At 36.1% G+C, this 23,967-nt stretch carries 14 protein-coding genes; 8 read left to right on the top strand and 6 right to left on the bottom strand.

Translation table 11 applies throughout. The annotated features are described in order from the left end of the window. The first annotated feature begins 366 nt into the window (after positions 1-366). The 4 genes from AsAng_RS13790 (at position 367) to AsAng_RS13775 (ending at position 10,734) form a co-directional block, all read left to right on the top strand. Positions 367-1,875 (top strand): DUF5106 domain-containing protein, encoded by a 1,509-nt coding sequence (locus AsAng_RS13790; protein WP_264793381.1) that lies wholly within the window; start codon positions 367-369, stop codon positions 1,873-1,875. 483 nt (positions 1,876-2,358) lie between these two features. Further along, the gene (locus AsAng_RS13785) at positions 2,359-3,795 is read left to right on the top strand and encodes a TlpA family protein disulfide reductase (protein ID WP_264793380.1); all 1,437 of its coding nucleotides are present in this window, start codon (positions 2,359-2,361) and stop codon (positions 3,793-3,795) included. Between the two features lie 646 nt (positions 3,796-4,441). Further along, the gene (locus tag AsAng_RS13780) at positions 4,442-9,850 is read left to right on the top strand and encodes a hypothetical protein (protein WP_264793379.1); all 5,409 of its coding nucleotides are present in this window, start codon (positions 4,442-4,444) and stop codon (positions 9,848-9,850) included. 35 nt (positions 9,851-9,885) lie between these two features. Then, positions 9,886-10,734, top strand: coding sequence for a hypothetical protein (locus AsAng_RS13775; protein WP_264793378.1), 849 nt, complete (start codon positions 9,886-9,888; stop codon positions 10,732-10,734). Between the two features lie 363 nt (positions 10,735-11,097). On the opposite strand, the gene AsAng_RS13770 is transcribed toward AsAng_RS13775, so the two are convergent. Then, a complete protein-coding gene (locus AsAng_RS13770) occupies positions 11,098-12,810 on the bottom strand; it encodes a T9SS type A sorting domain-containing protein (protein WP_264793377.1) in 1,713 nt (570 codons plus the stop codon). A gap of 340 nt (positions 12,811-13,150) precedes the next feature. Here AsAng_RS13770 and AsAng_RS13765 point away from each other — a divergent pair, with 340 nt between their 5' ends. Both AsAng_RS13765 and AsAng_RS13760 read left to right on the top strand, forming a co-directional pair. After that, positions 13,151-13,774, top strand: coding sequence for a SixA phosphatase family protein (locus AsAng_RS13765; protein WP_264793376.1), 624 nt, complete (start codon positions 13,151-13,153; stop codon positions 13,772-13,774). Positions 13,775-13,814: 40 nt separating this feature from the next. Then, positions 13,815-15,119 (top strand): aminopeptidase P family protein, encoded by a 1,305-nt coding sequence (locus AsAng_RS13760; protein ID WP_264793375.1) that lies wholly within the window; start codon positions 13,815-13,817, stop codon positions 15,117-15,119. A 163-nt stretch (positions 15,120-15,282) separates the two neighbouring features. On the opposite strand, the gene AsAng_RS13755 is transcribed toward AsAng_RS13760, so the two are convergent. Both AsAng_RS13755 and AsAng_RS13750 read right to left on the bottom strand, forming a co-directional pair. Continuing rightward, the gene (locus tag AsAng_RS13755) at positions 15,283-17,088 is read right to left on the bottom strand and encodes an ABC transporter substrate-binding protein (RefSeq protein ID WP_264793374.1); all 1,806 of its coding nucleotides are present in this window, start codon (positions 17,086-17,088) and stop codon (positions 15,283-15,285) included. 651 nt (positions 17,089-17,739) lie between these two features. Continuing rightward, entirely contained in the window at positions 17,740-19,545 is a 1,806-nt protein-coding gene (locus AsAng_RS13750; protein WP_264793373.1) for an ABC transporter substrate-binding protein, read from the bottom strand. A gap of 604 nt (positions 19,546-20,149) precedes the next feature. Here AsAng_RS13750 and AsAng_RS13745 point away from each other — a divergent pair. After that, positions 20,150-20,602, top strand: a complete 453-nt coding sequence (locus AsAng_RS13745; protein ID WP_264793372.1) for a DUF2452 domain-containing protein — start codon at positions 20,150-20,152, stop codon at positions 20,600-20,602. 6 nt (positions 20,603-20,608) lie between these two features. Next, positions 20,609-21,553 carry a hypothetical protein gene (locus tag AsAng_RS13740; protein WP_264793371.1) on the top strand — a complete coding sequence of 315 codons (945 nt, stop codon included), beginning with the start codon at positions 20,609-20,611 and terminating at the stop codon, positions 21,551-21,553. 6 nt (positions 21,554-21,559) lie between these two features. Here the strand turns inward: AsAng_RS13740 and AsAng_RS13735 are convergent, their stop codons facing one another. The 3 genes from AsAng_RS13735 to AsAng_RS13725 form a co-directional block, all read right to left on the bottom strand. After that, positions 21,560-22,057 carry a haloacid dehalogenase gene (locus AsAng_RS13735; RefSeq protein ID WP_264793370.1) on the bottom strand — a complete coding sequence of 166 codons (498 nt, stop codon included), beginning with the start codon at positions 22,055-22,057 and terminating at the stop codon, positions 21,560-21,562. 126 nt (positions 22,058-22,183) lie between these two features. Then, on the bottom strand, positions 22,184-23,122 hold the full coding sequence (locus tag AsAng_RS13730; RefSeq protein WP_264793369.1) for a hypothetical protein: 939 nt from the start codon (positions 23,120-23,122) through the stop codon (positions 22,184-22,186). A 374-nt stretch (positions 23,123-23,496) separates the two neighbouring features. Further along, positions 23,497-23,955: an NUDIX domain-containing protein gene (locus tag AsAng_RS13725; protein ID WP_264793368.1), complete on the bottom strand. Its 459-nt coding sequence runs from the start codon at positions 23,953-23,955 to the stop codon at positions 23,497-23,499. Positions 23,956-23,967 lie beyond the last annotated feature (12 nt).

The following is a 23,967-nucleotide window of genomic DNA, read 5'->3' as shown; positions in this document are numbered from 1 at the left end:
TTTAGTGTTAATCAAAGACAAAACTTTTTGATGAAGAGTAGTGCAAAAATCTTGGTAAATTTAATGCACAATCAATTCTGTTTAATTACTTAATGAAGTTGTTTAAAAATGTTGTTGATTTTCGAGATCAAAGCTAGTAGTTATCGGGCAAAGCTCGTTTTTTGTTTCGTAGCTATGAACTAACACAAAGTCTGATAGACTTTGAGTGTTGTGAACTGCGAAGCAGCTACGGGGCTAAAAATAGCTGCCGATCCGATGGCTGCTATGGTTGGATCGTAGGTGTTAAGATCATTTTTAAACAACTTCAATCTTAATTAACGGCAAATTAAATAAATTTAAACCATTTTTATTACAAAAAGAGATAGAATGAATCAATTACTTAGACGATCGATATTATTTGTTTTAATTGCTTGGGCATCTTTTGCCACCGCACAAGACGGTTATAATATTCGTGTAAAAATTGACGGGTACAAAAATGATACTTGTATTTTAGGATACCGTTTGGGCAAAAAAACATATGTTAAGGATACCCTAACTTCAAGGAACAATAAAGGAGAATGGCTTTTTAAGGGCGATGAGTCTTTGAAAGGGGGAATTTATTTGATTTTGACCAAGCCCGAAAATTTATATTTTGAGTTTTTAGTTTCTAACAAAGAAGATCAAAAAAAGATGTTCTTGTCTACTAAGTTGGACGGAAACAGGGACTTGAGCAAGCATCTAAAAATTGAAGGTTCTGCCGATAATAAGGTGTTTCTTGACTACCTAAAATTTTTGGCAGATACAAGAGCAAAAGACGGCAAAGTTGCCAAAGAAATTGAGGCAGAAAAAAATCCAGAAAAAAAGAAAAAATTACAAGAAGAGCGTGTTAAAATTGGTGCTTCTGTAAAAACATATCAATTGGCTTTAATCGAGAAGAATCCAGATTATTTATCCGCCAAATTGATTGCTGCTTCTATGCAACCAGAAGTACCTAAGACCTACACAAAGGCAGAGGGCTTTTATTATTTTAGAGCGCATTATTGGGATAATTTTGATTGGACAGATGCTCGTTTGATTCGCACGCCTATTTTTAAAGACAAAATCGAATTTTGGACAGAAAAATTAGCCGTTAAAACGCCAGATTCTGTTATTACTGCGGTAGATTTTATCTTGCAAAAATTACTTGAAGGAGGCAATAAAGAAATGTTCCAATATGCTGCTGCTGAATTGTTGAATAAATATGCTCAAACTAAGGTCATCTGTATGGATGCTGTTTATGTATTTTTGGGTGAAAAATATTATTGTGCGGGACATGCCGATTGGGTAGACTCAGCGCAATTAGAGAAAATTTGTGAAAATGTAAGAACCCTAAAACCATTGCAATGTGGTTTGTATGCGCCTAATATTCGCTTGAAAAAAATGGATGGCACTCCTGTCAATTTACATGAAGTACAAGCAAAATTTGTGGCGCTTTATTTTTGGGATCCTGACTGTGGAAATTGTAGTAAAACAACAGATAAGTTAGTGCCCGTTTATAATAAGTACAAGGATATGGGCTTTGAAATTTTTGGAGTGTGTAGCAAAAATTGGAAGGAAATTGACAAGTGTAAGGCAAAAATAAAAGATAAAGGAATGGACTTTATCAATACTTCTGATGAGGCTTATCCCTTGGCCGTTGCCAAAAAGATTTATGACATCAAGGTGAACCCTTATTTGGTTTTATTGGATGAAGACAAAAAAATTATGTTTAAACGACTTGATCCTAAACAATTGGAAGATATTCTAAAACGTGGGTTTGAAACCAAAGAAGATCCCAATGTTGATAAAGCAGTAGAAGAAGAGTTTAAGAAAAAAGAAAAAGCAAATGAAGCAAAATTAAAAGTCAATGAGAAATAATCATTGGTACCTTTAATACTTAGCTTAGTTAGTATCATAAACGCTCTGATAGAAAACCTATCAGGGCGTTTTTAATTTAGGGTAGTTCTTATCCTCCCAAGCTGTCTTTAGAGTATCATGCTATGCAATAAATAAGTAGTCATTATAATAACATTTGCTTAACTATTTTTTTAGTTTTAAAACGATATATTTAGGTGTTAAAGCTAGAACCCTTCCATAAGATTCGAGAAACGTTAACGTTCTTCAGGTATACAGTAACAAAAGAAGTTGTTGTATAAGAAGCAAAAACGAACTGGTTCAACCAACCTAAGGCTCCTTGGCTATTCTATTGCCTTATTTTATCGGGGCTCTTTTTATTCCAAGATGACATAGATTCTTCTTCTTGGATACCTTCTTTGTATTTAATTCATTCATAAAATATTACCCACTGAATTGGCTGCTTATGCTCTGTTGATTCGAGGGGTATTAATAAAACAAAACAAAATGAGATATTTATTAAATCAATGGGCGATCGTATGGATATTGATGTTAACTACTAAGATGTTGTTGGCAAAAGACGGTTATAATATCCGTGTAAAAATTGATGGTTATGAAAACGACACCTGCATTTTAGCATATCACATGGGAGACAAAAAATACATCAATGAAACGGTAACCTCAAAAAATGCAGACAATGAATTTGTTTTTGAAGGGGAGGAGTCGCTAGAAGGAGGGCTTTATTTAGTTCTAATAAAAGACAATAACAATTATTTTGAATTTTTGATCCCTAATGAAGAAGATCAAAAAGAATTGGTTTTGTCAACCAAATTAGACGAAAGCAGAGATTTGAGTAAGCATCTGGAAATTGAAGGTTCTAAAGAAAATCAAGTCTATCTAGACTATTTGAAATATAATGCAAAAATTCAAAAGGAAAAATCCAAGTTGCAACAAAAACTAAAAGAGGAGAAACAAGAGAAAAGAAAGCATAAATGGGAGGCTAATATTGTAGCGTTGGATCAAAAATTAAAAAAATATCAATTGGATATTATTGACCAAAATCCAGATTATTTGGCTTCTAAATTGATTGCAGAGGGGATGGCTAAAGCGGTGCCTGAGACCGTAAAAAAGGACAAAATGGCTTGGTTTTATTGGACTAAAAAACATTTTTGGGATCAGTTTGATTTTTCAGATGAGCGATTGATTAGAACCCCTTTGTTCAAATACAAAATGGAAATTTATACCGAGAAATTAACCATTCAACATCCCGATTCTGTGATTGTTGCAGTAGATTGGATTGTTCAACAAACCTTAAAATCTAAGAACAAAAAAATGTATAGGTATGCGGCGGCTGAACTGCTCAATAAGTATGCAAAAAGCAAGATAATTTGCATGGATGCGGTTTATGTATTCTTAGGCGAAAAGTACTATTGTTCAGGCGAGGCAGATTGGGTAGATTCGGCTCAATTGATTAAGATCTGTGAAAATGTGAATACCGCAAAACCTTTGCAATGTGGGCTATATGCGCCCAATGTTTATCTGAAAAAAATGGATGGAACGCCAATTAGTTTGTACGATGTAAAGGCAAAATATACCGCAATTTATTTTTGGAATCCTAATTGTGGAAGTTGCAGCAAAACTAGTGATCAACTGATTCCTGTTTATCATAAATACAAGGACAGGGGCTTTGAAGTCTTTGGAGTTTGTAGTAAAAGTTGGAAGGAGTTGGACGAGTGCAAGAAAAAGATAAAAGAGAAAGGGATGGATTTTATCAATACCTCTGATAATGCTTATCCTTTGGCGGTCGCAAAAAAAAGATATGATTTAAAGGCAAATCCATATATTGTTTTGTTAGACGAGGACAAGAAAATTATATACAAGCGGATTGACCCTGCTCAACTCGATGAAATTTTAGCCCGTAAATTGGCACTTAAAAAAGAATAACAATAAAAAACGCAAAGTATTTGGAATAAAAAATCCCTTTAACGAAAAATTCGTTAAAGGGATTTTTTGATAAATAAGGTGTCTTGTTAATCGTATGCGACAAGGTAAATATCTTTTGGAGGCTTATCTTTTGTGTTGTTATACTTATATTTAACGAAAGGTAAAATAAAACAATCAGCAACATTGTGAATAAATAAGGTTTCTTAAGTTGATGCCTATGTTTTAGGTTGTTTTTTGGGCTTGTTTTTTTATTTTTATTGTTGTATATTTAGCGATCGGTAAAATAATTGCTGTTTAGTGTCTTTTTTATAAATACAAGCAGCGGACTACAAGTAATAGAGAAGATAACATTATAAGTTGTTTTAGCCTTTGGAAGGCTTAAATATAAGCGACACTAAAATATTTATAATGGAGGTTATAGTGGATTAAAAAGAATAAAACGCTTGGTTTTTATTTTTTTTAAAGCTACTTTAGGGAGGTATATTAAATATGATTCAACCATAGGGTTAATTATTTTGATTAACGAAATAAAAACATAGAATTAAACCTTAATTAATAATTAAAACTTTAATTTAGTTAATTAGTTGGTTGTCATTGTTAAGTAAATAAATCATGCTATTTATCATAAAATAAAATTGCCATACGTATGAAGATTCGATTTTTCCCGGATAGAATTGACAAAAAAAGTGCAGAAGATGCAAAATTAGATCCCAATAAGTGTTTGTTTAAATACAAAGAATTTAAAAAGCAATTGCAAAAGGATTTGCAAAAGGCACAAAAGCATATAGGGGAAGATCCTACTGCTGAAATCAATTTTTATCTATGTGTTGAACACAATTATATAGATAAAGAGAATATGCCCATTTTGGTGGTGGGAACGCCTTCTGGAAATTGGAAGAATTACCTTAAAAAGCGAATCAAAGAACATAAGAACATTGATGCCTTAGGTACGCTTAAATTTGAGGAAGTAAAGGATGGTGCTAACTTGGTTGAGCTGACGATTGAGAAGGGAAAAGCCAAGCGAAAGATCATTAAAAAGCAATTGGATAAATGGTTAATGCCTGGTGGCTTTGAAATTAGTTTTGGTGGAGATGATGAGATTGAAGACAAAGACATAGAAAATGTTGGAGCGAACGATGGAGCCGTTTACGATGAACAAAACCAAGTTCATGACTTAGATCCTACCGATAAGGTACAAGCCTTATTTATTGCACTCAAAAGGGGAGATTATAAAGAAGATGCAAAGAAAGAGAAGGCAGTACGTGTTAAAATCAAAACCTTTATTGATAATTGGCAAGGAAAATATGCTTTGCTCACTCCTCAACAACAACAGGCTGCTGCGGCAAAAAATGCGAATTACGATTTTATCTTAGATTGGTTAGACAATCAGAATGAAGATGATAAAAACACAGGTGCAGGTTTGGCTGGAATTGTTTTGGCAGATGATGACGGGGGAAAAACTACGCTTGCTATTGCTGATATTGGAGCTTTTGGGCTTGAAAAACCAGGCAAAATTGATAAAATGAAGGGGACAAACTATAGCAAAATTTGCAAAGCTATAGAGATCTTCAATAAAGAAATGGACATCAACCGCAAACGTGACTTGTTTACAGGAATGATGGGCATGATTAAAAAGTGGATTGAACACCATAAAAAGGACAAAGTTTCTACTTCCAAAACCAAAAAACAATTGGCAGGATTTGAGGCTTTGTACAAAGCTTATGAACGCTTCCTAACGGCTCCTGAAGAGGCTAAATTGGCTACAGAGAAAAAAAGCATTCATAAGGATTCTCAAAATATGACGGGAACAAAGACGCTTTTTGATGAAACGGCTGGTAATAAAAAATCGAGTGAGCGTGCAAAGGACGTTAGGGACGCTACCGTAGATGATCGAGCGATAAGATTAGCCGAATTGCTACATAGAGGAAAAGCGGATAATGACGATAAGACTTTTGGAGCTGTTATGAAATGGCTGGCAGATAATGTCTTTAATGAGTTGGAAGATAAATACATTGCTGCAACCCAACATCTTTTTAAGAAAACATCCAACCTTATTGGAGATATACTTTCTGTTTTTAAAGCAGGTTCTTTGAGATCTCGTTATTTGTTGGACAAGTTAAAAGGCTATGAGTCGCCTTATGCTAAGTTGGCTTTTGCGCTTGGTTTAATGGGAAAAACTTGGCGAGATAGCTTGGCAGTTGTTGGTGGTGTTGATACGCACATTGAATCTACCGTTGAGCGGGAGGATGCCATGAGTTTAATTATCTCTGGTTATGATTCTAAGCAAATTGATGAAATCTTGAGAACAACCAAGGACGAATCAACTTATGAAGGGGCTATCAAGGTGTATTTAGAAAATAAACACCCCAATATGCGCAAACAAATTAGGGCGCATATGAATTTAAAAAACGCCAAAAAAGATGGTACTCCTGAGGAGTTAAACGATGCCAATGACGAATATTTGTGCAGTATGATTCATCGCTTGCGCAAAGAGGGAAGCTTCGGAAAACGCTTAGACAAAGATAAGTTAATGGCTGGTATTACAACTTGGTTGAAAGATGCTAGTGATGAAGAGCGTGAGGCAATTCTTGATGAGGAGAGTGGTTTTATGAAAAAATTACGGGACTTGTCAGGAACGTTTAGTTATTCGGGAATTGACGATGGAGATTTGGCTTATATCAAAGAAAAAATTGGTGCACCTAAGGAATTGCCAGAGGGCAAAGAAACCAATGCGATCTTTGATCAATTGGAAGCTTTGACCGCTAAACAAGCGACCAAAAACTTTATTTCTCGTTGGGCGCAAGATAAAGATATGGGAGAGCAGTTCAAGAATATTTTGTTTGATGGGGCGGTTAAAGATCCTCAGAAGGCAGTGGTTGCTAAGTTTTGTAACGATAGCGATCTAGAACGTTGGACGGCGATAGAAGGTGAACTAAAGGAGGTAGCGCAAAAAATAGATGATGAAGAGAATGGAGCTAATAACATAGATCGATTAAAAGAACTTAGAAAAGCAGAAAATGCCTTGGAAAAAGAGCGAGGTAAAATCTTTGATCGAGGTTATTTGGGCGTACAAGCTTTGATGGACAAGGCAAGTGTGCACCACGATATTCAGAAAGAGATTAGCGAAACGCTTAAATCCAATGGTGTAAAGGGGAGAATCTACCAAAAAATAGTAAAACTTGCCAAATCTGGTTTTACCGTAAATTTTGGTACCGATGTGCTTAAATATTTGAATGAACTAGAGCCTGATAGCCCTGAGTTTGCAGCTATTGCAGCCGATAAAGATCTTATCAAAGTGTTGCAGGCTAGAACCTTAGGTCAGCTTGGGATTAAGAGCAATATGATGCAGTGGGAATTGATCTCTGCTGAATTAGGACTCAAACCGCCGCTCTCTAATACGGAGATCAGTAGTGATGATCGAGAAAAGGCTTCTAGTGATAACTTTAAACGAAAACATCGAAAAAATCGTGCGAAGCTCTTAACTCCTGTTGAGATTGAAGATCAAAAGAAAGAGCTTAAAGAGCAAAAAACAGATCCTGCCTTCTGGGCGGCACGTTTGGCTTACGAATATGAGAAAGGCTATTTCTCTAGAGATGAGCATACCTTGTTGCAAACGATGTTTGAGGCTCAAAAAGCAGGCCCTTCTATTGAGGAGGTTTTGAAGAAATTGAAAGAACTAGATGAGGATGCCCATAGTTATATCCAAGATAAGGATAAACACGCCTGTCGAATTATTAGAGCAAATGCTCAGGGCAATAAGCCAATTAAGGCAATGGATGTTTTGATTGATTCTAGAGAATCCGTGCTGCTTAAACGTCAAGTGGATGCTAGCGAAGTAACAGAGCTGGTAGATTTGATGAGTGCCGATGATTTACTCAAAGAGGCTTTTGACTTTGAATCCATGGAAGAGTGGGTGGAAAGGAAAAAAGAACTGTTAGATGCCCTCGAAAATGAGCAAAATGAAGAAATTCGTGCTACCAAAGAAGCACAAGTAGAAGAACTCAATGTCAAGATTAAGCGTTTTGATATTTCTCCTGCTTTTCTAGAAACTATTGATCGTGTATTACCTCCTCAAAAGGCAATAAAAGCCAAAAAACAAATCCGTTTTAAAGTAGGAAAAGAGTTGATGGCGGACGGAGACAATGAGGCGAAAAAGCTCTTTAAGAGACTAGGTGGATTTACAGAGGCGGATATTAAGTTGATTGGTATGGACATCAAGGCAATCTCTGACCTCGAAATTCAAAAACAAAGCGAAACAGGCTTACAATGGTCAAGTCAAAGTTCAAGAATGTTGCAACGTGATGTTGCAGCAGCGGATTTCTTGACCAAAGGTTGGGATAGAAACGAGCGTATTCCTGCGCTAGAAGGAGTCTTGACCAAAGAGGAATTGGAACAAGAGAAAGAAGCCTTGCTTACTAGTTTGAAGGAGGCAGAAGGAAAACTACAAGAGGCGCAAGAAAAGTTTGAGGAGCGCAAAAAAGAATACGATGCTAAACTAACAGGTGCGGTTGCTGCATTAACCAGTGCTATTGTGTTTACCTTATCTATGGCTTCTGGAGTAGGAGCTGCTGTAGGGGTGGTTCAACTAGTTTGGGCTTTGGCATCAACGGCTATGCAAACGACCATCAATCAAACGATGGGCATGATTACTGGTGGAGACAGAGTTGGTGGCGTGCGAGAGCGAGCTGAAGATTTCTTCTTTACTGCATTGGCAGATCAAGCAGGAGCTATTACTGGATTAATTGGAGCTAACTTAGCTTTTGCTTTGGACGTAAAAGCATTGGGCACTTTCTCTCAAGGAACGGGACCTGATGGCAAACCATTGTTGAGTTCTTGGGAAAATATTTTGCGTACGCCATTCCTCAAAACGGCTAAAGGCATTTTAACGACGACCTTTAATGATATTGGTTCTAAGTTTGTTAAGAATCTGACCGATGAGAAAAAATCTGTTTTGAGCGATCCAATTGGGGATTTCCAAACATGGGGTAAAAACCAAATTAGTAGCCTTCCTAGAAAATATCTTAAAAGCTTGTTGATGACAACTGCGGCTACAGGAGTTGGAGCATTAGCCAAAGAATTGGATTGGGGCTTCTTGAAATTCCATAATCCTAATGCGGCAGGTGCTAATCGATATACAAGAGAGGGAGATCGTGAGTTTATGGCGAGTGATGCCAAACTTAATTTCTTCAAAAATGACGGAGATACATTTACCAGTTGGTTCAATGGTTGGGGAATGTTTGATGCTAGTCCTAAATTTGGTGGTGCAGGTTGGAATGGTGGAGAAGATCCAGCTAAAGGTTTGTTAGAGGTGTTTACCAGTGCCGCTAAAAATTTGCAAGACCCTAAAGTACTTGTAGCACTTGGAAATGCTGCTGTTTGGGGAACAATGGATGGTACAAAGGGAATTAAACAACGTCTTACAGGGTTAGTTGATACCGCTATTAACAATTTTACAGCGTTTAATGGAGAGCCATTAGATAGTGAAACCAAAGCATTGTTAAAGAAAACCATGACAAAGGCTTTTGATGGTGCTGTTGAAGAAAAGCAGCAGGATATTATCAAAATTATTGAAAATGGTTACGGTGATAATATAGAGGTTGAATTAGACGACTTAAAAGATAATGCATTTGAGTCCCATCAAATTTTAGACATTTGGGAAAAAATTGATCGAATTGGCGATGGAGCTGATGCGGCTAATAATCTTAAGTTCTTTAATGAGGCTGCAAAGGTATTGGACATTACAGAAGATCAAATAAAACTGTATCGTCGTGAAACCAAGTGCAAAAAATTTGTATCTATAATGGATTTTAGAACAGATTATGCACAGAATAACTCAGATTATAATCGTATTTTTAGCAATAAGGATTTTGTAAAACGTTATATTGAGGATAGAAACCACGATGGCCACCATCCTAAACAAGTTCAATATACCGTTGAATTTGATGGAAATGATTTAGCCAATACAAAGGATTTGGAGAATGACTTAAACAGTATCTATGCGGAGTGGAGCGAATTGACAGAGATGGGAGTGAAGGACATTAAGTTGATTTTCTAATACATTTAATCGGTAAAAAACAAAATTAATATAAAATGGTAGAAACTATCATGAGAACGCAAAGTGCTGTTATTACTTTGCCGTTTATAAAACCAGAAAACGAAGAATTGTTAACGGAATGGCTCAATCAAATGCTGTTTCCTTTAAATCCAACTTTGGACGAGCCAGAGGTACACTTGTCAACTAGTGTAGATGCAGAAAAAGTGACTTGTTGGGTGAACAATGATCGAAATATATTGCTACAACAATTTGCCGAGTTTATGGGGGCTAGCAAATTGAATGAATCGGAAGTTAAGGTACTTCAAAAGATTTTTAAATTAATCCCTGAAGGAAATTTGTCTACTTGGCTGCAATTGAGTCAAGGCACACAAGAAACAGGTTGGGCGCTTAATGGTGTTTTTCCCTTGGCACATGCTTTTGCCGTTACCCCTAAAAACGACAAGCGAAACAAGCTAGAAGAATGGTATGCTAGTTTTGAAGCAGATGCTTGTGTACGAGTGGGGCGCTCTGTTGGGGGGAATAGATTTACCATATTGCACACAGAACTATTTGGCAATACTGGGGAAGAAGACATTCAATTGTATATGGATCTGATGAGCCATTTAGAGATGTCGCCATTGCCTACGCCTCTGCTAGAAATGATCTTAGAGGAAGACCCTGAATATTTGGAGCTTTCTTTTTGGTTGGGAAGTGCAGGGATCCTAAAAGCTGGATTGGTTGTTCCTGAACCAAGTGCCAATTTTGTGCGTTATTTGTCCATTGCCTATGCTGAAAATGCGGCCGATACCTTGGCTGCGTTTGAAGGGTCTATTGGTGCTGAAGGACCTAAGGCAATCGAATTGTCAAGAATGGCTAGTGGCGTAAACGTAGAATTGATCTACTAATATTATACAGCTAATATCAAATCTAACATGAGGTACTGACAACAGTACCTCATGTTTTTTTATGGGGATACTTTATGCTACTTAGTATCGACCTGCTCCTTTTAAGGCTTATACTTCTAAATTAGGGATAGACTTGGTTTTATTCTTAATAATTGTGGTTCTTTGTCAACTCTATCACGACCACGGAGTAGCAGCGAAGCTAAAAAGTAGTTAAAGGCTTACCCTTTTTTAGTGTTTACCTCACGATTAACTGCGTTGTTACTCTGTGGTTACTGTGTGAGCCTATGGGTTATCAAAGAACCATAATTGTTATTTAAGAGTTATTTCAAACATAAAATTCACATAAATTCAAAAGCTTAAGTTTTATTTTGTGGTTATAAATTTGTGATAAGTTATTTCTTTTCCATCGTCTAATACAAGGTAATAAACCCCCTGTTTTAAGCGTTGAAGATTTAAGGTAGCTCTAGTTTTGTTAGATCGGCTAGAAAGTACAATTTGTCCAAGATTGTCTACGACCCTGATGTTTAAATTCGTAGAATTGGTTCTTTCTATGTGGAGGATATCTGTGGATGGATTAGGGAATATACGGTACTTGTTTTGGGATTCTATTACGGATACTTTAACAGCAGTTACATTAGTACAAGCGGAGGTTTTAGTACAAACACCATTACTAATTTCTACCGCATAGAGTCCATTCGTTGTTGGCGTGAAGCTTTGTTGGGTTGCGCCTGTTATTGGGCTGTTGCCATTGCTACAATCGATCCATTGGTAAGTCATTCCTATAGCATTGGAGGTTAGTGTTGCTCCTGATAGCCCTACTGTTGTATCAAGGTAATGGCAAGTAGTATAAATTTGTACATGGCCACTGCCATTATTATAGTCATCAATGGCGCCAATAGCAAGAGTGTGTCCTAGTGAATCAAGGCTAACAGAATAACCTGATTGAACATTACTGGCTCTACCTACAATATCAGTGCCTTCTTGAACCCAAGTTGTTCCATTCCAGCTATAAATCCTAACATAACCAGTAAGAGATAAGTTAATAGATCTAACCGAACCAATAGCGAGCCTATTTCCATCATAATTAAGACTTACAGATGATGTTGGTCGTTCATTAAGAGATTGTCCTTTTCGAATCCAAGCTGTTCCATTCCAATTATAAATTCTTACAAAACCTTGACTAGAATTACTATTGTTAGCAGAGCCAATGGCAATAGAATTTCCATCAGCACTAAGATGAATTGCTCTACCTGAACGATCGCCACTTCCTTCACCGTCAATATCTGCTCCTTTTTGCAACCAAGAGGTACCACTCCATTGATAAATCCGAACATGCCCAGAGGCGAACCCAGCAATTCCACCACTATTTTCTTCTGCTCCTATCGCAATGATGCTACCGTCGGCATTAATACTAACAGACTGCCCTGCTTCATCAAAAGTAGCTTCACCATCAATATCTACTCCTTTTTGAGTCCAATCTGTCCCATTCCATTCATAGACTCTTGCATGCCCAGCAGCTATACCAATGCCATCATTAAGCCGGGCTCCTATAATAACAGAATTGCCATCAGCGCTAAGGCTAATTGCACCTCCAGATAGATCACCAGCAGCTTCTCCATTAATATTAGTTCCTTTTTTGATCCAAGTTGTTCCATTCCATTCGTAAATTCGAACATGCCCAGCGTAAAGTCCATTTGTACTATTCCTTGGTGATCCAATCGCAAGAATATTTCCATTGGCACTAAGACTAACGGATGAGCCCGCTGAATTGTTAGATGACGAGCCATAAATACTGCCTCCTTTTTGAGTCCAATTCCCCCCAACCCACTGATATATTCGTACACGACCTGATTCTGATCCTGATCCACCATATAGGACATTAGAATAGTCGGGGGCACCAATAGCAATTGTATGACCATCTGCACTGAGACTTACAGAATGCCCTGCTTTTTTTGCCATAGCTCCTCCATTGATATCTATTCCTTTTTGAACCCAAGTTTGTGCATTGGTATGATTGTTTATGGTAATAATTAATATGTAAATAATTAAGTAGATATAATTTGTTGGTTTTTTCATTTATAGTAAGGTGTTGAGTTAAAGAATAAAATATTGCCGCAAATATAATTGAGGAAGAAAGTTAACGCAAACCATTTTTTTATTATTATTATATCATTCAATGCTTTTTTGATGTTTTAGTATATTGATAGTCAGTGTTTTGTTTATTGTTGTGTATATGGTCAAACACAATTGTTTTTTGTTGGGGTAATCACACGAACTAGACGGCTTAATCGCATCGTTAAATTGTACGAGACTCGTCGTATTATTGAGATTATGAGCATGCCTAATAAATATAAGGGGAGACACTCGCTGGCTTTAACGTATAATTTAACTCTGCTTAGTTGCTTAATTCTAAATTATGAAAAAAATATTCATATTAGTTGTCATAGTGTTAATAGGAAGTTGTAATTTTAATACTCAAATGGAGGAGGCTAGGGGCATGGAAAAACGAAGGTTGTATTTGATTCGACATGCCAAATCAAGCCATAAAGATGTTAGTTTAGCAGATTTTGATCGTCCCTTGAACGATAGAGGGAAAAGTGATACCAAGCTAATTGGTGCAGAGTTAGTAAAACGAGGGATTGTTTGGGATAAATTAATTATCAGTCCCTCTAAACGAACAAAATCTACTGCTAAACGGCTCGCTAAGGCATTAAGGTTTGAAAGAGATAGTATTCGACAGGATATGGCACTTTATCGTTGCAAAACCCAAGCCTTGATTCGTACGATTCAAGATTTAGACCCGCAGGATAAAGCGGTCGCAATTATAGGGCATAATCCTTCTATTATACAAGCCGCTAATCACTTCCAGAAGGATACTATTTTTACAGAGATTCCAACTTGTGGTCTTGTTGTCATTGAATTTGAGTCTAATGGTTGGAAATATTTGGGGAATAAATCAGGGAACTATTTATTTTTTGATTATCCAAAAAAATATAAAGCAAAAAAGCAAAAATCGCAACGTAGTAGCGTAGCTAATTGATGGATTATTAATAATTTAGAACACTTAAGAATTTAAACGGATGAAATACAATTCAATAAACCCAGCTCTTTTTATAGAAAACAGAAAGCGATTTGCTGCAAAAATGAAACCGAATTCTATTGCTATTATTCATGCCAATGATATGATGTCTAGGAATGGAGATTGCCATTTTGCTTATCGTCAAAGTTCTGATTTATTTTATTTGACAGGGCTAGACCAAGAGGAGGTGATTTTGGTCTTGTATCCCGATTGTCCTAGAGGGGATAAGTTTAAGGAAATTATTTTTACTAAACAAACCAATGAACACATTGCAGTGTGGGAAGGGTATAAATACACCAAAGAAGATGCTGCTCAAACTTCAGGAATAAATACCGTGTATTGGTTAGACGAAATGCAACCTTTGTTTAATGAACTAATTTTATTGGCAGACAATATTTATGTGAATACAAATGAGAACGATCGAGCTGTGATGGATTCCCCTTCTCGTGATGTTCGTCATGCCTTACAATTAAAACAAGAGTATGTAGGGCATAATTTTGAACGAGCACAACCTATTTTCAAAAGCTTACGCATGATTAAATCATCGTATGAGATTGACCTAATGCAAAAAGCTTGCGATATTACCAATAGTGCTTTTCGTCGAGTATTGGCAACGACTCAGCCTGGTATGATGGAATATGAGGTAGAAGCTAATGTTATCTATGAATTTACCCGTCAAGGTTCTTCAGGACATGCTTATACTCCTATTATTGCAGGAGGGAAAAATGCTTGTGTATTGCATTATATTGCCAACGATATGAAGTTGAATGATGGCGATTTATTACTAATGGATTTTGGAGCAGAATATGCCAATTATGCTTCAGATATGACCCGTACAATTCCTGTTAATGGAAAATTTACAGCTCGCCAAAAAGCGGTTTACAATGCGGTATTAAATGTAAAAAAAGAAGCCGAAAAAATACTAGTAGCAGGTAATAATTTGCTGGATTATCATAAGGAGGTGGGTCGAATAATGGAAGGAGAGTTAATTGGGCTGGGCTTGTTAGATAAAAAGGATGTACTTCAACAAAATGCAAATGCTCCTTTGTACAAAAAGTACTTTATGCACGGAACTTCTCATCATTTAGGTTTGGACGTACACGATCTTTGTCATCGTTATGTGGATTTTGAAGAAGGGATGGTGTTTACTTGTGAACCAGGAATTTATATTCCCGAAGAAAATATAGGCATCCGAATTGAAGATGATTTGGTTGTTACGAATGGTCAACCCCTCAATTTAATGTCAAATATTCCAATAGAAGTAGAGGAGATAGAAGAGTTAATGAATTCAGAGGTAGTGGTGTAGTTGTGGTTTAAGACCAATGCTAAATACTAGGAGGTATATTATATTCGGTTTCATTTTTATTGGTTGCCGACCTGAACGTTTTTAGCATGATTTGAAAGTTTGAAAATTTGAAGATGAAAAGATGTATTCATTTTCAAATTTTCAAAATTTCGAACTTTTGAGATTAATTAACAGGTTGTTCTTGATCTGCTAATTGAAATAAACGCACTAAATAACCTGGGCGTAATGCACTAGCCTCTGCATTTTTGAAACGTTTGCTAATCGCCGTACATAGTTTGGGAGCCACTAAGAAAATATAAGGCTGTTCCTCAGCAATAACCTCTTGGAATTTGAGGTACATTTCATTTCGCTCTTCCTCGTTCATGGTACGTCTAATCTTTTCAATCATTTGATCGGTATCTAAATTTCCGAATCCTGTATAATTACTCCCATCATACGTATTGGATTCTGTATGCCAAATTTGCTTGAAGTCATCTAAGGCAGGACTTTGTCCCCAACCTAAGCAAGTTAAATCAAAGTGACGTTCTTTTAGGTCATCTTGCATAACAGACCATTCACTAGCTGCTAGATTAATTTCGATACCAACACGAGCCGCTTCATCTTTGAGGACTTGAGCCATACCTTTATAAAATTGCTTGCCTTGTGGGTACAAAAAGTTCAGTTTTAGACTTAATTTTTGACCTTTGATCCGCTTGTCCAAAATGTTATCACCATCTGAGTCCTTCCAGCCAGCTTCTGCTAAAAGTTGTTTGGCCTTGTCAATATTAAATTCTGTTGTAGCGATTGCTTTGTTGTAATATTTTTTGAGCGGGCTAACAGGACCGTTGACGGGAGTAGCTAGGTTGCTGCATAATTGCTCTACGACATATTTTTTATCAACTAGGTGCGAGATTGCTTTACGTACTTTAACATTGTTTAGTTTAGGGTTGTTCATATTCATACCAATATAACGGTAAGAAAAGCTATTGGGCGTGTATAAATTGAAATTTTTCAGCGCACGCTCATTTTTCTGCAATTCCAAGAATTTTTCGGCGGGAATAGAAGTCATAAGGTCTAATTCTTGCTCTTTTAAAGAAAGAATAGCTGTGTTATCATCTTCAATAATTTTGAAGTGTAATTTTTCTGGATAAGCAGCAATGTAGTCCATATCAACTTTGTCTCCCCACCACTCTTTTTTACGTTCGAGTTTAACATGTTGGTTGGTTGCAATTTCGGTAACTTGATAAGGACCTGCTCCAACAATATTTTTGGGAATGTGATTATAGTTGCTATTAAAATCAGCTGCAAAATCGATAATTCTAGGATCAGCATTTAAGCGTTCCGAATTGGTAGGGTCATTTAGCTCTGAAATGGCGAAGTCACTCATTAGCCCTTGTGCATCGTAAAAATAAGCGGGTAAGATAGAAATGCTTCCAGAAACTTCTTCTGCCAAAAGATATTGTTTGTTGGATATTACTTTAAATTTTTTTGGGTTATGAGGATCAATTTCAACCTCTTCAATAAATTCTAAATAGCTACGCTGAGCTGCTGCATTTGTCTTAGGGTTTTTTATGGCTTTTACCGTAAAAGCATAATCTTCGGCTGTAATTGGAGTGCCGTTGTCCCAAACGGCTTCTTCTCTAATTTCGTAACTAAGTGCTATATGGTCATCATATAGAATTTCAATTTCTGGTTTTTTAATGGCTAAATAAGGACGTAAATCGAAACCTTTAGGGTTGGTTTCTAATAAAGAGCAATGTACATTGTTAATTAGGATTTCCGACGAAATAGCACTTTGTGCCAATGCAACATTGAGCCCATCAGTATTTCCTCTTAATAAGATTCGGACCGTAAAGTCGTCAGGAATATTTTTGCTTGTTGATTCTCCCTGTTTTCCATTTGAATCAGAGCTGCAACTGTAACATGCGAGGATTAAACATGCTACAAGAAACAAACTCAGATTAGAGTAAATGCTTTTGTTACTAATCATTGGTTAAATATTTTTATAAAAAATTAAGGTTTTTGATAATTGATTGTCTCTCAATATATATATTTTCAAACAAGCTACCAAGAGCGAGTCCCTTTATAATTATATATTAGAGCATTTTATTATAAAATACTACTTTGCCTTAAAAATCAATATTTTAACTTTTTGATGAAATTAAAGATTAGTTTATAACAGTTTTGGAAGAGATGGAGGGATAATTCCTTATTGTGGAAAAAAGCTATAAATAGGAACTTTTATAAAGAGAGAAAAAAGAACGACAACTAACTAAACCGAATGGATTATGTGTTAATGATGAGCTGTATTTGGGCATTTTATAAGGAAGAGGAGGCGAGTAATAACAAAAAAATTAGAGGAAGTTAATTGTGAAGAGGTTAGGGGATACTAGCAGCATTTTTAGGACATTCTTAAATAAAAAACATCCGTTTGAGCATTTAATAATGTCGTTCTCAAACGGATGTGATGCCCTAATTAAGTAGATGGATAAAATTAGTAGTCTATTTTTTTCGCTAACGACTTGCAAAACGTAACTTTAGCGGGCTAACTAAGCCTGCGACTTCACGCAGCGAAGCTTTTCAAGGAAGCTTAGCGAACAAAAGATGCCCCATTTAATGTTAATTATTTTTGTTCATCTACTTATTTAGGAGAATTTAATTGGAATAAACGAGCAGAATAACCAGGACGCAATGAGCTAGCCTCTGCATTTTTGAATCGTTTGTTAATTGCTATACATAATTTGGGCGCAACTAAGAATACATAAGGTTGTTGATCTGCAACAATTTCTTGGAAGCGAAAGTACATTTCTTGGCGTTTTGCTTCATCCATAGTGACTCTAATTGTTTCAATTAGTTTATCGCTTTCTTGGTTGCCAAACCCAACATAATTATTACCATCGTAAGTGTCTGATTCGGTGTGCCAAATTTGTTTAAAATCATCTAAGGTAGGTCCTTGTCCCCATCCCAAGCAGGTTAGGTCAAAATTGCGTTTTTTCAAATCCTCTTGCATTACAGACCACTCGCTAGCAATCATGTCAATCTCGATACCAACACGAGCCGCTTCATCTTTGAGTACCTGAGCAATATCTTTGTAGAACTGCTTTCCTTGTGGGTATAAAAACTTGATTTTTAAACTTTCTTGTTGACCTTGAATATTTTTGTCCAAAATATTATCGCCATCCATGTCTTTCCATCCTGCCTCAGCCAAAAGCTGCTTCGCTTTTTCAATGTTGAATGCTATCTCTGGCAAGTTTTTATTGTTGTGTTTTTTGAGTGGACTAACAGGGCCATTAATAGGAGTTGCTAAGTTGCTGCACAAATCTTCGACAATATGTTTTTTGTCGATCAAATGAGCAATTGCTTTACGCACCCTAACATCGCTTAACTTAGCTTGGTTCATATTAAAACCAATATATCGATAAGCAAAATTGTCAGGAGTGTATAAATTAAAGTTTTTGGTTGCACGCTCATTTTTTTGTAAATCCAAGAACTTTTCTTCAGGAATATAAGTCATGACATCTATTTCCTGCTCTTTTAGAGCCAAGATCGCAGTATTGTCATCGTCAAGGATCTTGAAGTATAATTTCTGAGGATAAGCAGCAATATAATCAACATCAACCTTATCTCCCCACCATTCCTTTTTGCGTTCTAGTTTTACGTGTTGGTGGGTTGCAATTTCGGTAACCTGATAAGGACCAGCTCCCACAATGTTCTTGGGGGTATGGCTGTAGTTGGTGTTAAAATCATTGGCAAAATCAAGAATTCTAGGATCTTTATTCAAACGATCTAGATTAGCTGGATCATTCAACTCTGAGATTGTGAAATCACTCATTAGCCCTTGTGCATCATAAAAATAAGCAGGAAGTACTGCTACAGAGCTTGAAACTTCTTCCGTTAATAGGTAACGTGTGTTAGAAATAACGGTAAATTTCTTAGGGTTGTTAGGATCAATCTTAACCTCTTCAACAAATTCTAAATAACTACGTTGAGCGGTAGCATTAGTCTTTGGATTTTTTATTGCTTTGATGGTAAAGGCATAATCTTCTGCCGTAATAGGGGTTCCATTGTCCCAAACTGCCTCTTCTCTGATTTCAAAACTTATTGACATTTTGTTGTCGTCTAACTCTTTAATTATTGGTCTTCCTGTAGCTAGATAAGGGCGCAAACTAAAATCTTTAGGATTCATCTCCAAAAGTGCAGCATGGACATTAGAATTTAGTATTTCAGATGAAATAGCACTATTGGATAAGGCAACGTTTAAACCGTCTGTATTGCCCCCTATTTGAATCCGAACGGTAAAATCATCAGGGATATTTTGGCTGTTAGAGGTTCCTTCTTGTCCCGTGTCATTTTTTTTGGAATCTGTACCACAACTATAGCATGTAAAGATTAAACAAGCTACAAATAACAGACTCCAATTAGTGTGAATGCTTTTCTTACTAATCATTGGTAGGTATTTTTTATAAAAATTAAGGTTTTGATAATCTCATTATTGCTCTAAAGATCGTATTAAGTTGATAATCAATTTGGTGTAATTTTATAGGTAAACCTTCGGAGTTTCCACAGAAGTAGTAGATAATCAATGGTTCCCCAATATATATATTTTCAAACAAGCTACCAAAACAGCTTCTCTTTATAACAGAAGGAATAATACTTGATAGAAAAACTTATTTGTTGCTAAAAAAAAGAGAAGATTTTTTGAAGGGTTATCGTAGTGTATATTGTGTGATTTATTAATTGTTGATAATTAAGTGTGTATGAAACTGTTTTTTTTTAAGTTGATTTGGAGCGAAATAAATTAGAAACATGGAAGAATATAAATCAATCCAAATAAGAGAAAAAGTTGTATTTTTGACTGTTCTAAAGATTTGAAAAATTAGAAAAGATTATAGCTTATGCTTTGTTTAGGGCTATTGATCCGTTTAATACGATTTTTCAATGGAGTAATGATATAAGGATAACTTGAAACAAAGTGCCATAAAGATTTGTTTTAAATAGATTGAAAGGAGGAATATAAGACTTGTTAAGCGAGTAGTTAAAATAGAAATAGAATGAAAAACGATATAAATAATAAAGAAACGTTTATTAACCCTATTGATGAGGACAAGATCACAGAGACTCCTCATAGCTTACCTTATGCTCATACGGTAGGAGGAGCTGTTATCAAACCAATAGACCAAGGGAAAACAAAAGGGCTGGCCGTAAAAGCTATGCATAAACAAACAGATTTGCAATTGGAACAAATTCGAAAGCAAATGCAATTGTTGGCAGAGCAGGCACAAAAAATTAAAAAAAGAGTTGAAATTTCTGAAATTATTTATGGAGCAGAAATGGGATTTAAACCACTTATAGGCAAAACGTATCATCTTTATCAACGTGCGGATGAAACGGCTGTGTTGTCTGTTGTTGGTCCTAACGAATGGGGGAGGAAGGGCTGTCCTTTTAATAGCTTTTTGGCAACAATAGCTTTATTGGCGGATCATACTTGGGAAATACTTGAATAATTAATCATGGAGGCAGCAACTACAAGGCAGCAAAACGTTACTAGCAGTACCCATAATAAGATTGGTACTCAAAGGCTACTCTTTAACGTCTGGAAAAGGGGGATTGTTTTGTGGGGAAGTCTTGTTGTGGTGCTTTTTTTGGGTGCTTTTAAAGGGAAAACAATCGGGAATGCTGTGGCTTCGGATCTTGAAAAAATGAGATTAAAAGGAGCCATAAAATCTATCTCCCAACGTGTTTATGATGCAGGAAAGAAAAATGGCATCATCAAAAAACGTCATCTAATGCTCGACCCGCTCGAAAACTGGGATATTGAATTTAATAAAAAAGGATATATTCAAGAGAAAAAGTGTTATGATGCTGCTAATGAGTTGATTTTCTATTATGAATATAAGTACAAAAAGAAAAGGTTGCTGGTTAAGAAAAATATGTACGATCATAGAAACTATAGGATAGAGCAGGTTGCCTATGTTTACAATGGTTTTGGAGAGCTTGCAGCAGAGTCTATTTATGGTGCTGACAATACCTTATTAGTTCGTTATATACATACGTATTCGCCCAAAGGGCTTTTGAAAGAAACCGATGTACATGCGCCTTCTAGTCGTTATACTGCTTCAAAGTACGAATTTGTCTACAATAAAAAAGGGTTGGTAGTAGAGGAATATACTTACAACAATAAAGATCAATTGCACCAAACTAATTATTACAGTTATGATAAGAACGATTATGTAAAAGAGCACACCATCAAAAACCATTTAGACAATTTTACCTTTACTTCTTATTCTAGATATGATGAGCGTGGAAATTTGATTACTTATCAAGCTCCTGCTGAGAAAGAGCCGTTAACTTCTTATACGTATACCTTTGACGAGCATGGAAATTGGACCTGTCAAACACACTATAAAAAAGGGAGCGTACAACAGATTATAGAACGCTCAATTGTGTACGATTAGAGTGGCTTACAAATCAAATTCTGCCATTAATCGCCAATGTTCTGGAGTGCGTCGGGTTTCTACTAATCGCAATTTGGGCATTCTAAAATCCATAAAAAAGCTATCTCCAAGTGCTCCTATAATGGCTTCCTTCTGAAAAATAGGTAAAGAGCCATAAAGAAAACTAACGTGTGGAATAAATGGATTGATTTGGGTATGTTCAAAAATTTCTTCTGCTAAGGTTCTTGCTTCCATCAAATCTTCACTTTGATTGGTACAAAAAAACAAACAACGATAATAGACCTCTAGAAATTCAATTCTCGTTAAGGTGGCAGAGACAGGGATTAAACTATTGGCTAATTCTTCTGCTTTTTGAATGGCAATTGTTTCTTTGTCGATAATACCACTCAACAAGGTGACGTGCGGTTCAAAGGTAGGGGTGTCATGTGTGGTGCTCAAATCCACAATCAACCTACTTAGTTTTTGGTAAGCAGCTTCGTCAGGCATCAACCACAATGTATACATATATTTAGATCTAAAAAGGATATAGAATTTATTACACTAGATTTCAAACAGCTAAAGTAGCAAAAAAATAGGACTAATCTGTAAGTTGATTAGTCCTATTTTAAAGGAAAATAAGCGGTTTTTTATTTATTTGCGTCGACCAAATAAGTCTTTCTTTTTAGTTTTTGATTTTGCTTTTTCATTTTGTAGAATTCTTTCATAACTCGTTGCATCTACAAGAACATTGGCAGGGTCATCCTTGTGAACTTTATCAACAAATTCCCAAGTACCATCCTTAGACAATTTTAAGCCCGAATAACTGCCATCTGGAACATTGCTTGGTCCTGCACTTTTGATGGGAGAGCCATAAATAAGATGGTCATAAACAACCATCTCTTGTTCTTCAGAATAGTTGAGCGTTACATTAACACTAGAAGAATATTCCATGACAAAACGTTTTACCTTGCGTTTTCTGCCAAAGCCATCTTTCATTTCAAGCACTGTTTTTCCAAATCTTGGTCGACCAGAGCTATCAAAATAAAGTACATCTAGCAGTTTGCGTCTATTGTAAAAATCATAGGCATCAAACCCAAAAAGCAAATACATCTTTTGTCCATCCGATTTGAACTCTTTTAGGTTGTAATACAAAGCACCATACCAATTTTCAGGTTTTAAAATACTAAACTCTACCGTACGCATATCGTCTGATTTGTCCTGTAATTTGTACACCTTATTCTCTTTGGTTTGAATAAAGCCTCGGTATTGATAATGATCTTTGTCAAGGTATAGTTGCCAAGTAAAAATCTTAAAACTTTTGTCTTCTGGTTGCACCAATGAAACGCCTTCCAAATTAGAAAAATCATACTCAAAAGCCCCTTTTTGGCTGAGGGTTTTTTCCATGATTTTTTCCAGTTTTTGAGAAGATTCTTGACGAATGCTTAGTTCTTTATTGGTCAATATATCAACCAATAAACCACGCATAGTAGCTTCGGATTCTATAATTAAGGTGGTATCTACATCACTATCTATTGCGTAGCTGCAAAAACTAAGTGGTAAGCTAAGGAGCAATAACAAATATTTTTTCATAATAGTAAGGTTACATTTAGGAGGCTGTTATGAATTTTTTTAGTGTAAATTTTTTTGTTATAGATACAGTTATTAGCGTTAAAGTAATCAGTATACATGATTCTTAAACTAAAATTAGACCAGTTTTAGTATTTAATACTCCGTTGATTTTTTGGTTTTTTAGTAAAAAACATAAAAAAACAGTGCCTTCGCTTTTACCTACGGTGCTAGGCATTCCAGTTGGTATACAGTACCAAGCTGCTCGTGCACTATGTTCATGAGGTCGCAAGCTCTGTTTAGCTGCGCTGCTAGGTTAGCTAGTGCGCTATCGCTTATGAGCCAGCAAGCTGGGTTCAGGTTTTTAACGGAGTAATGAGTATTTAGAACCCACAAAATTAAAGATTATCTTTGAGTTTGAGGTATTCTTCAAAAATAAAATCTATGCCCCAAATCCATTGGGCTTGCAATAACGTTGCTCTGTTCATCAATACACCCTTGCCTTCCAAAACTTCAGATTGGGCAATTTTTTCAAGCTGTTCATCCGAAACAATAGCTTCAAAAATGGTTAACCCAAAAACTTGTTGAACATGCTGATTATTAATTAGGTATTGCTTAATTTTTGTTTTGCTAATATTTCGCAGAATAGGAACCGCAGCTGGAATTTCTTCCATTACTTCCCGTTCTACGGCAACCAATGCATTGGCGTCTTCTTTTTCTATTGCTCCACCCCAAAACGCACAAGCACCTCGCCAAGCTTCAAAAGGGTATTGCTCATCTTTGATTTGTACAAAAAAACGACTTTGATCTTGATTGCCAATGAGCAAGCCTACTCCTTGATGTATTTCTTTGGTCATTTGTTTTGGCAT

The sequence above is a fragment of the Aureispira anguillae genome (assembly GCF_026000115.1).
GTDB lineage: Bacteria > Bacteroidota > Bacteroidia > Chitinophagales > Saprospiraceae > Aureispira > Aureispira anguillae.
Note: the sequence above shows the minus strand (reverse complement) of the source record. Positions and strands in the feature narration are given on the sequence as shown.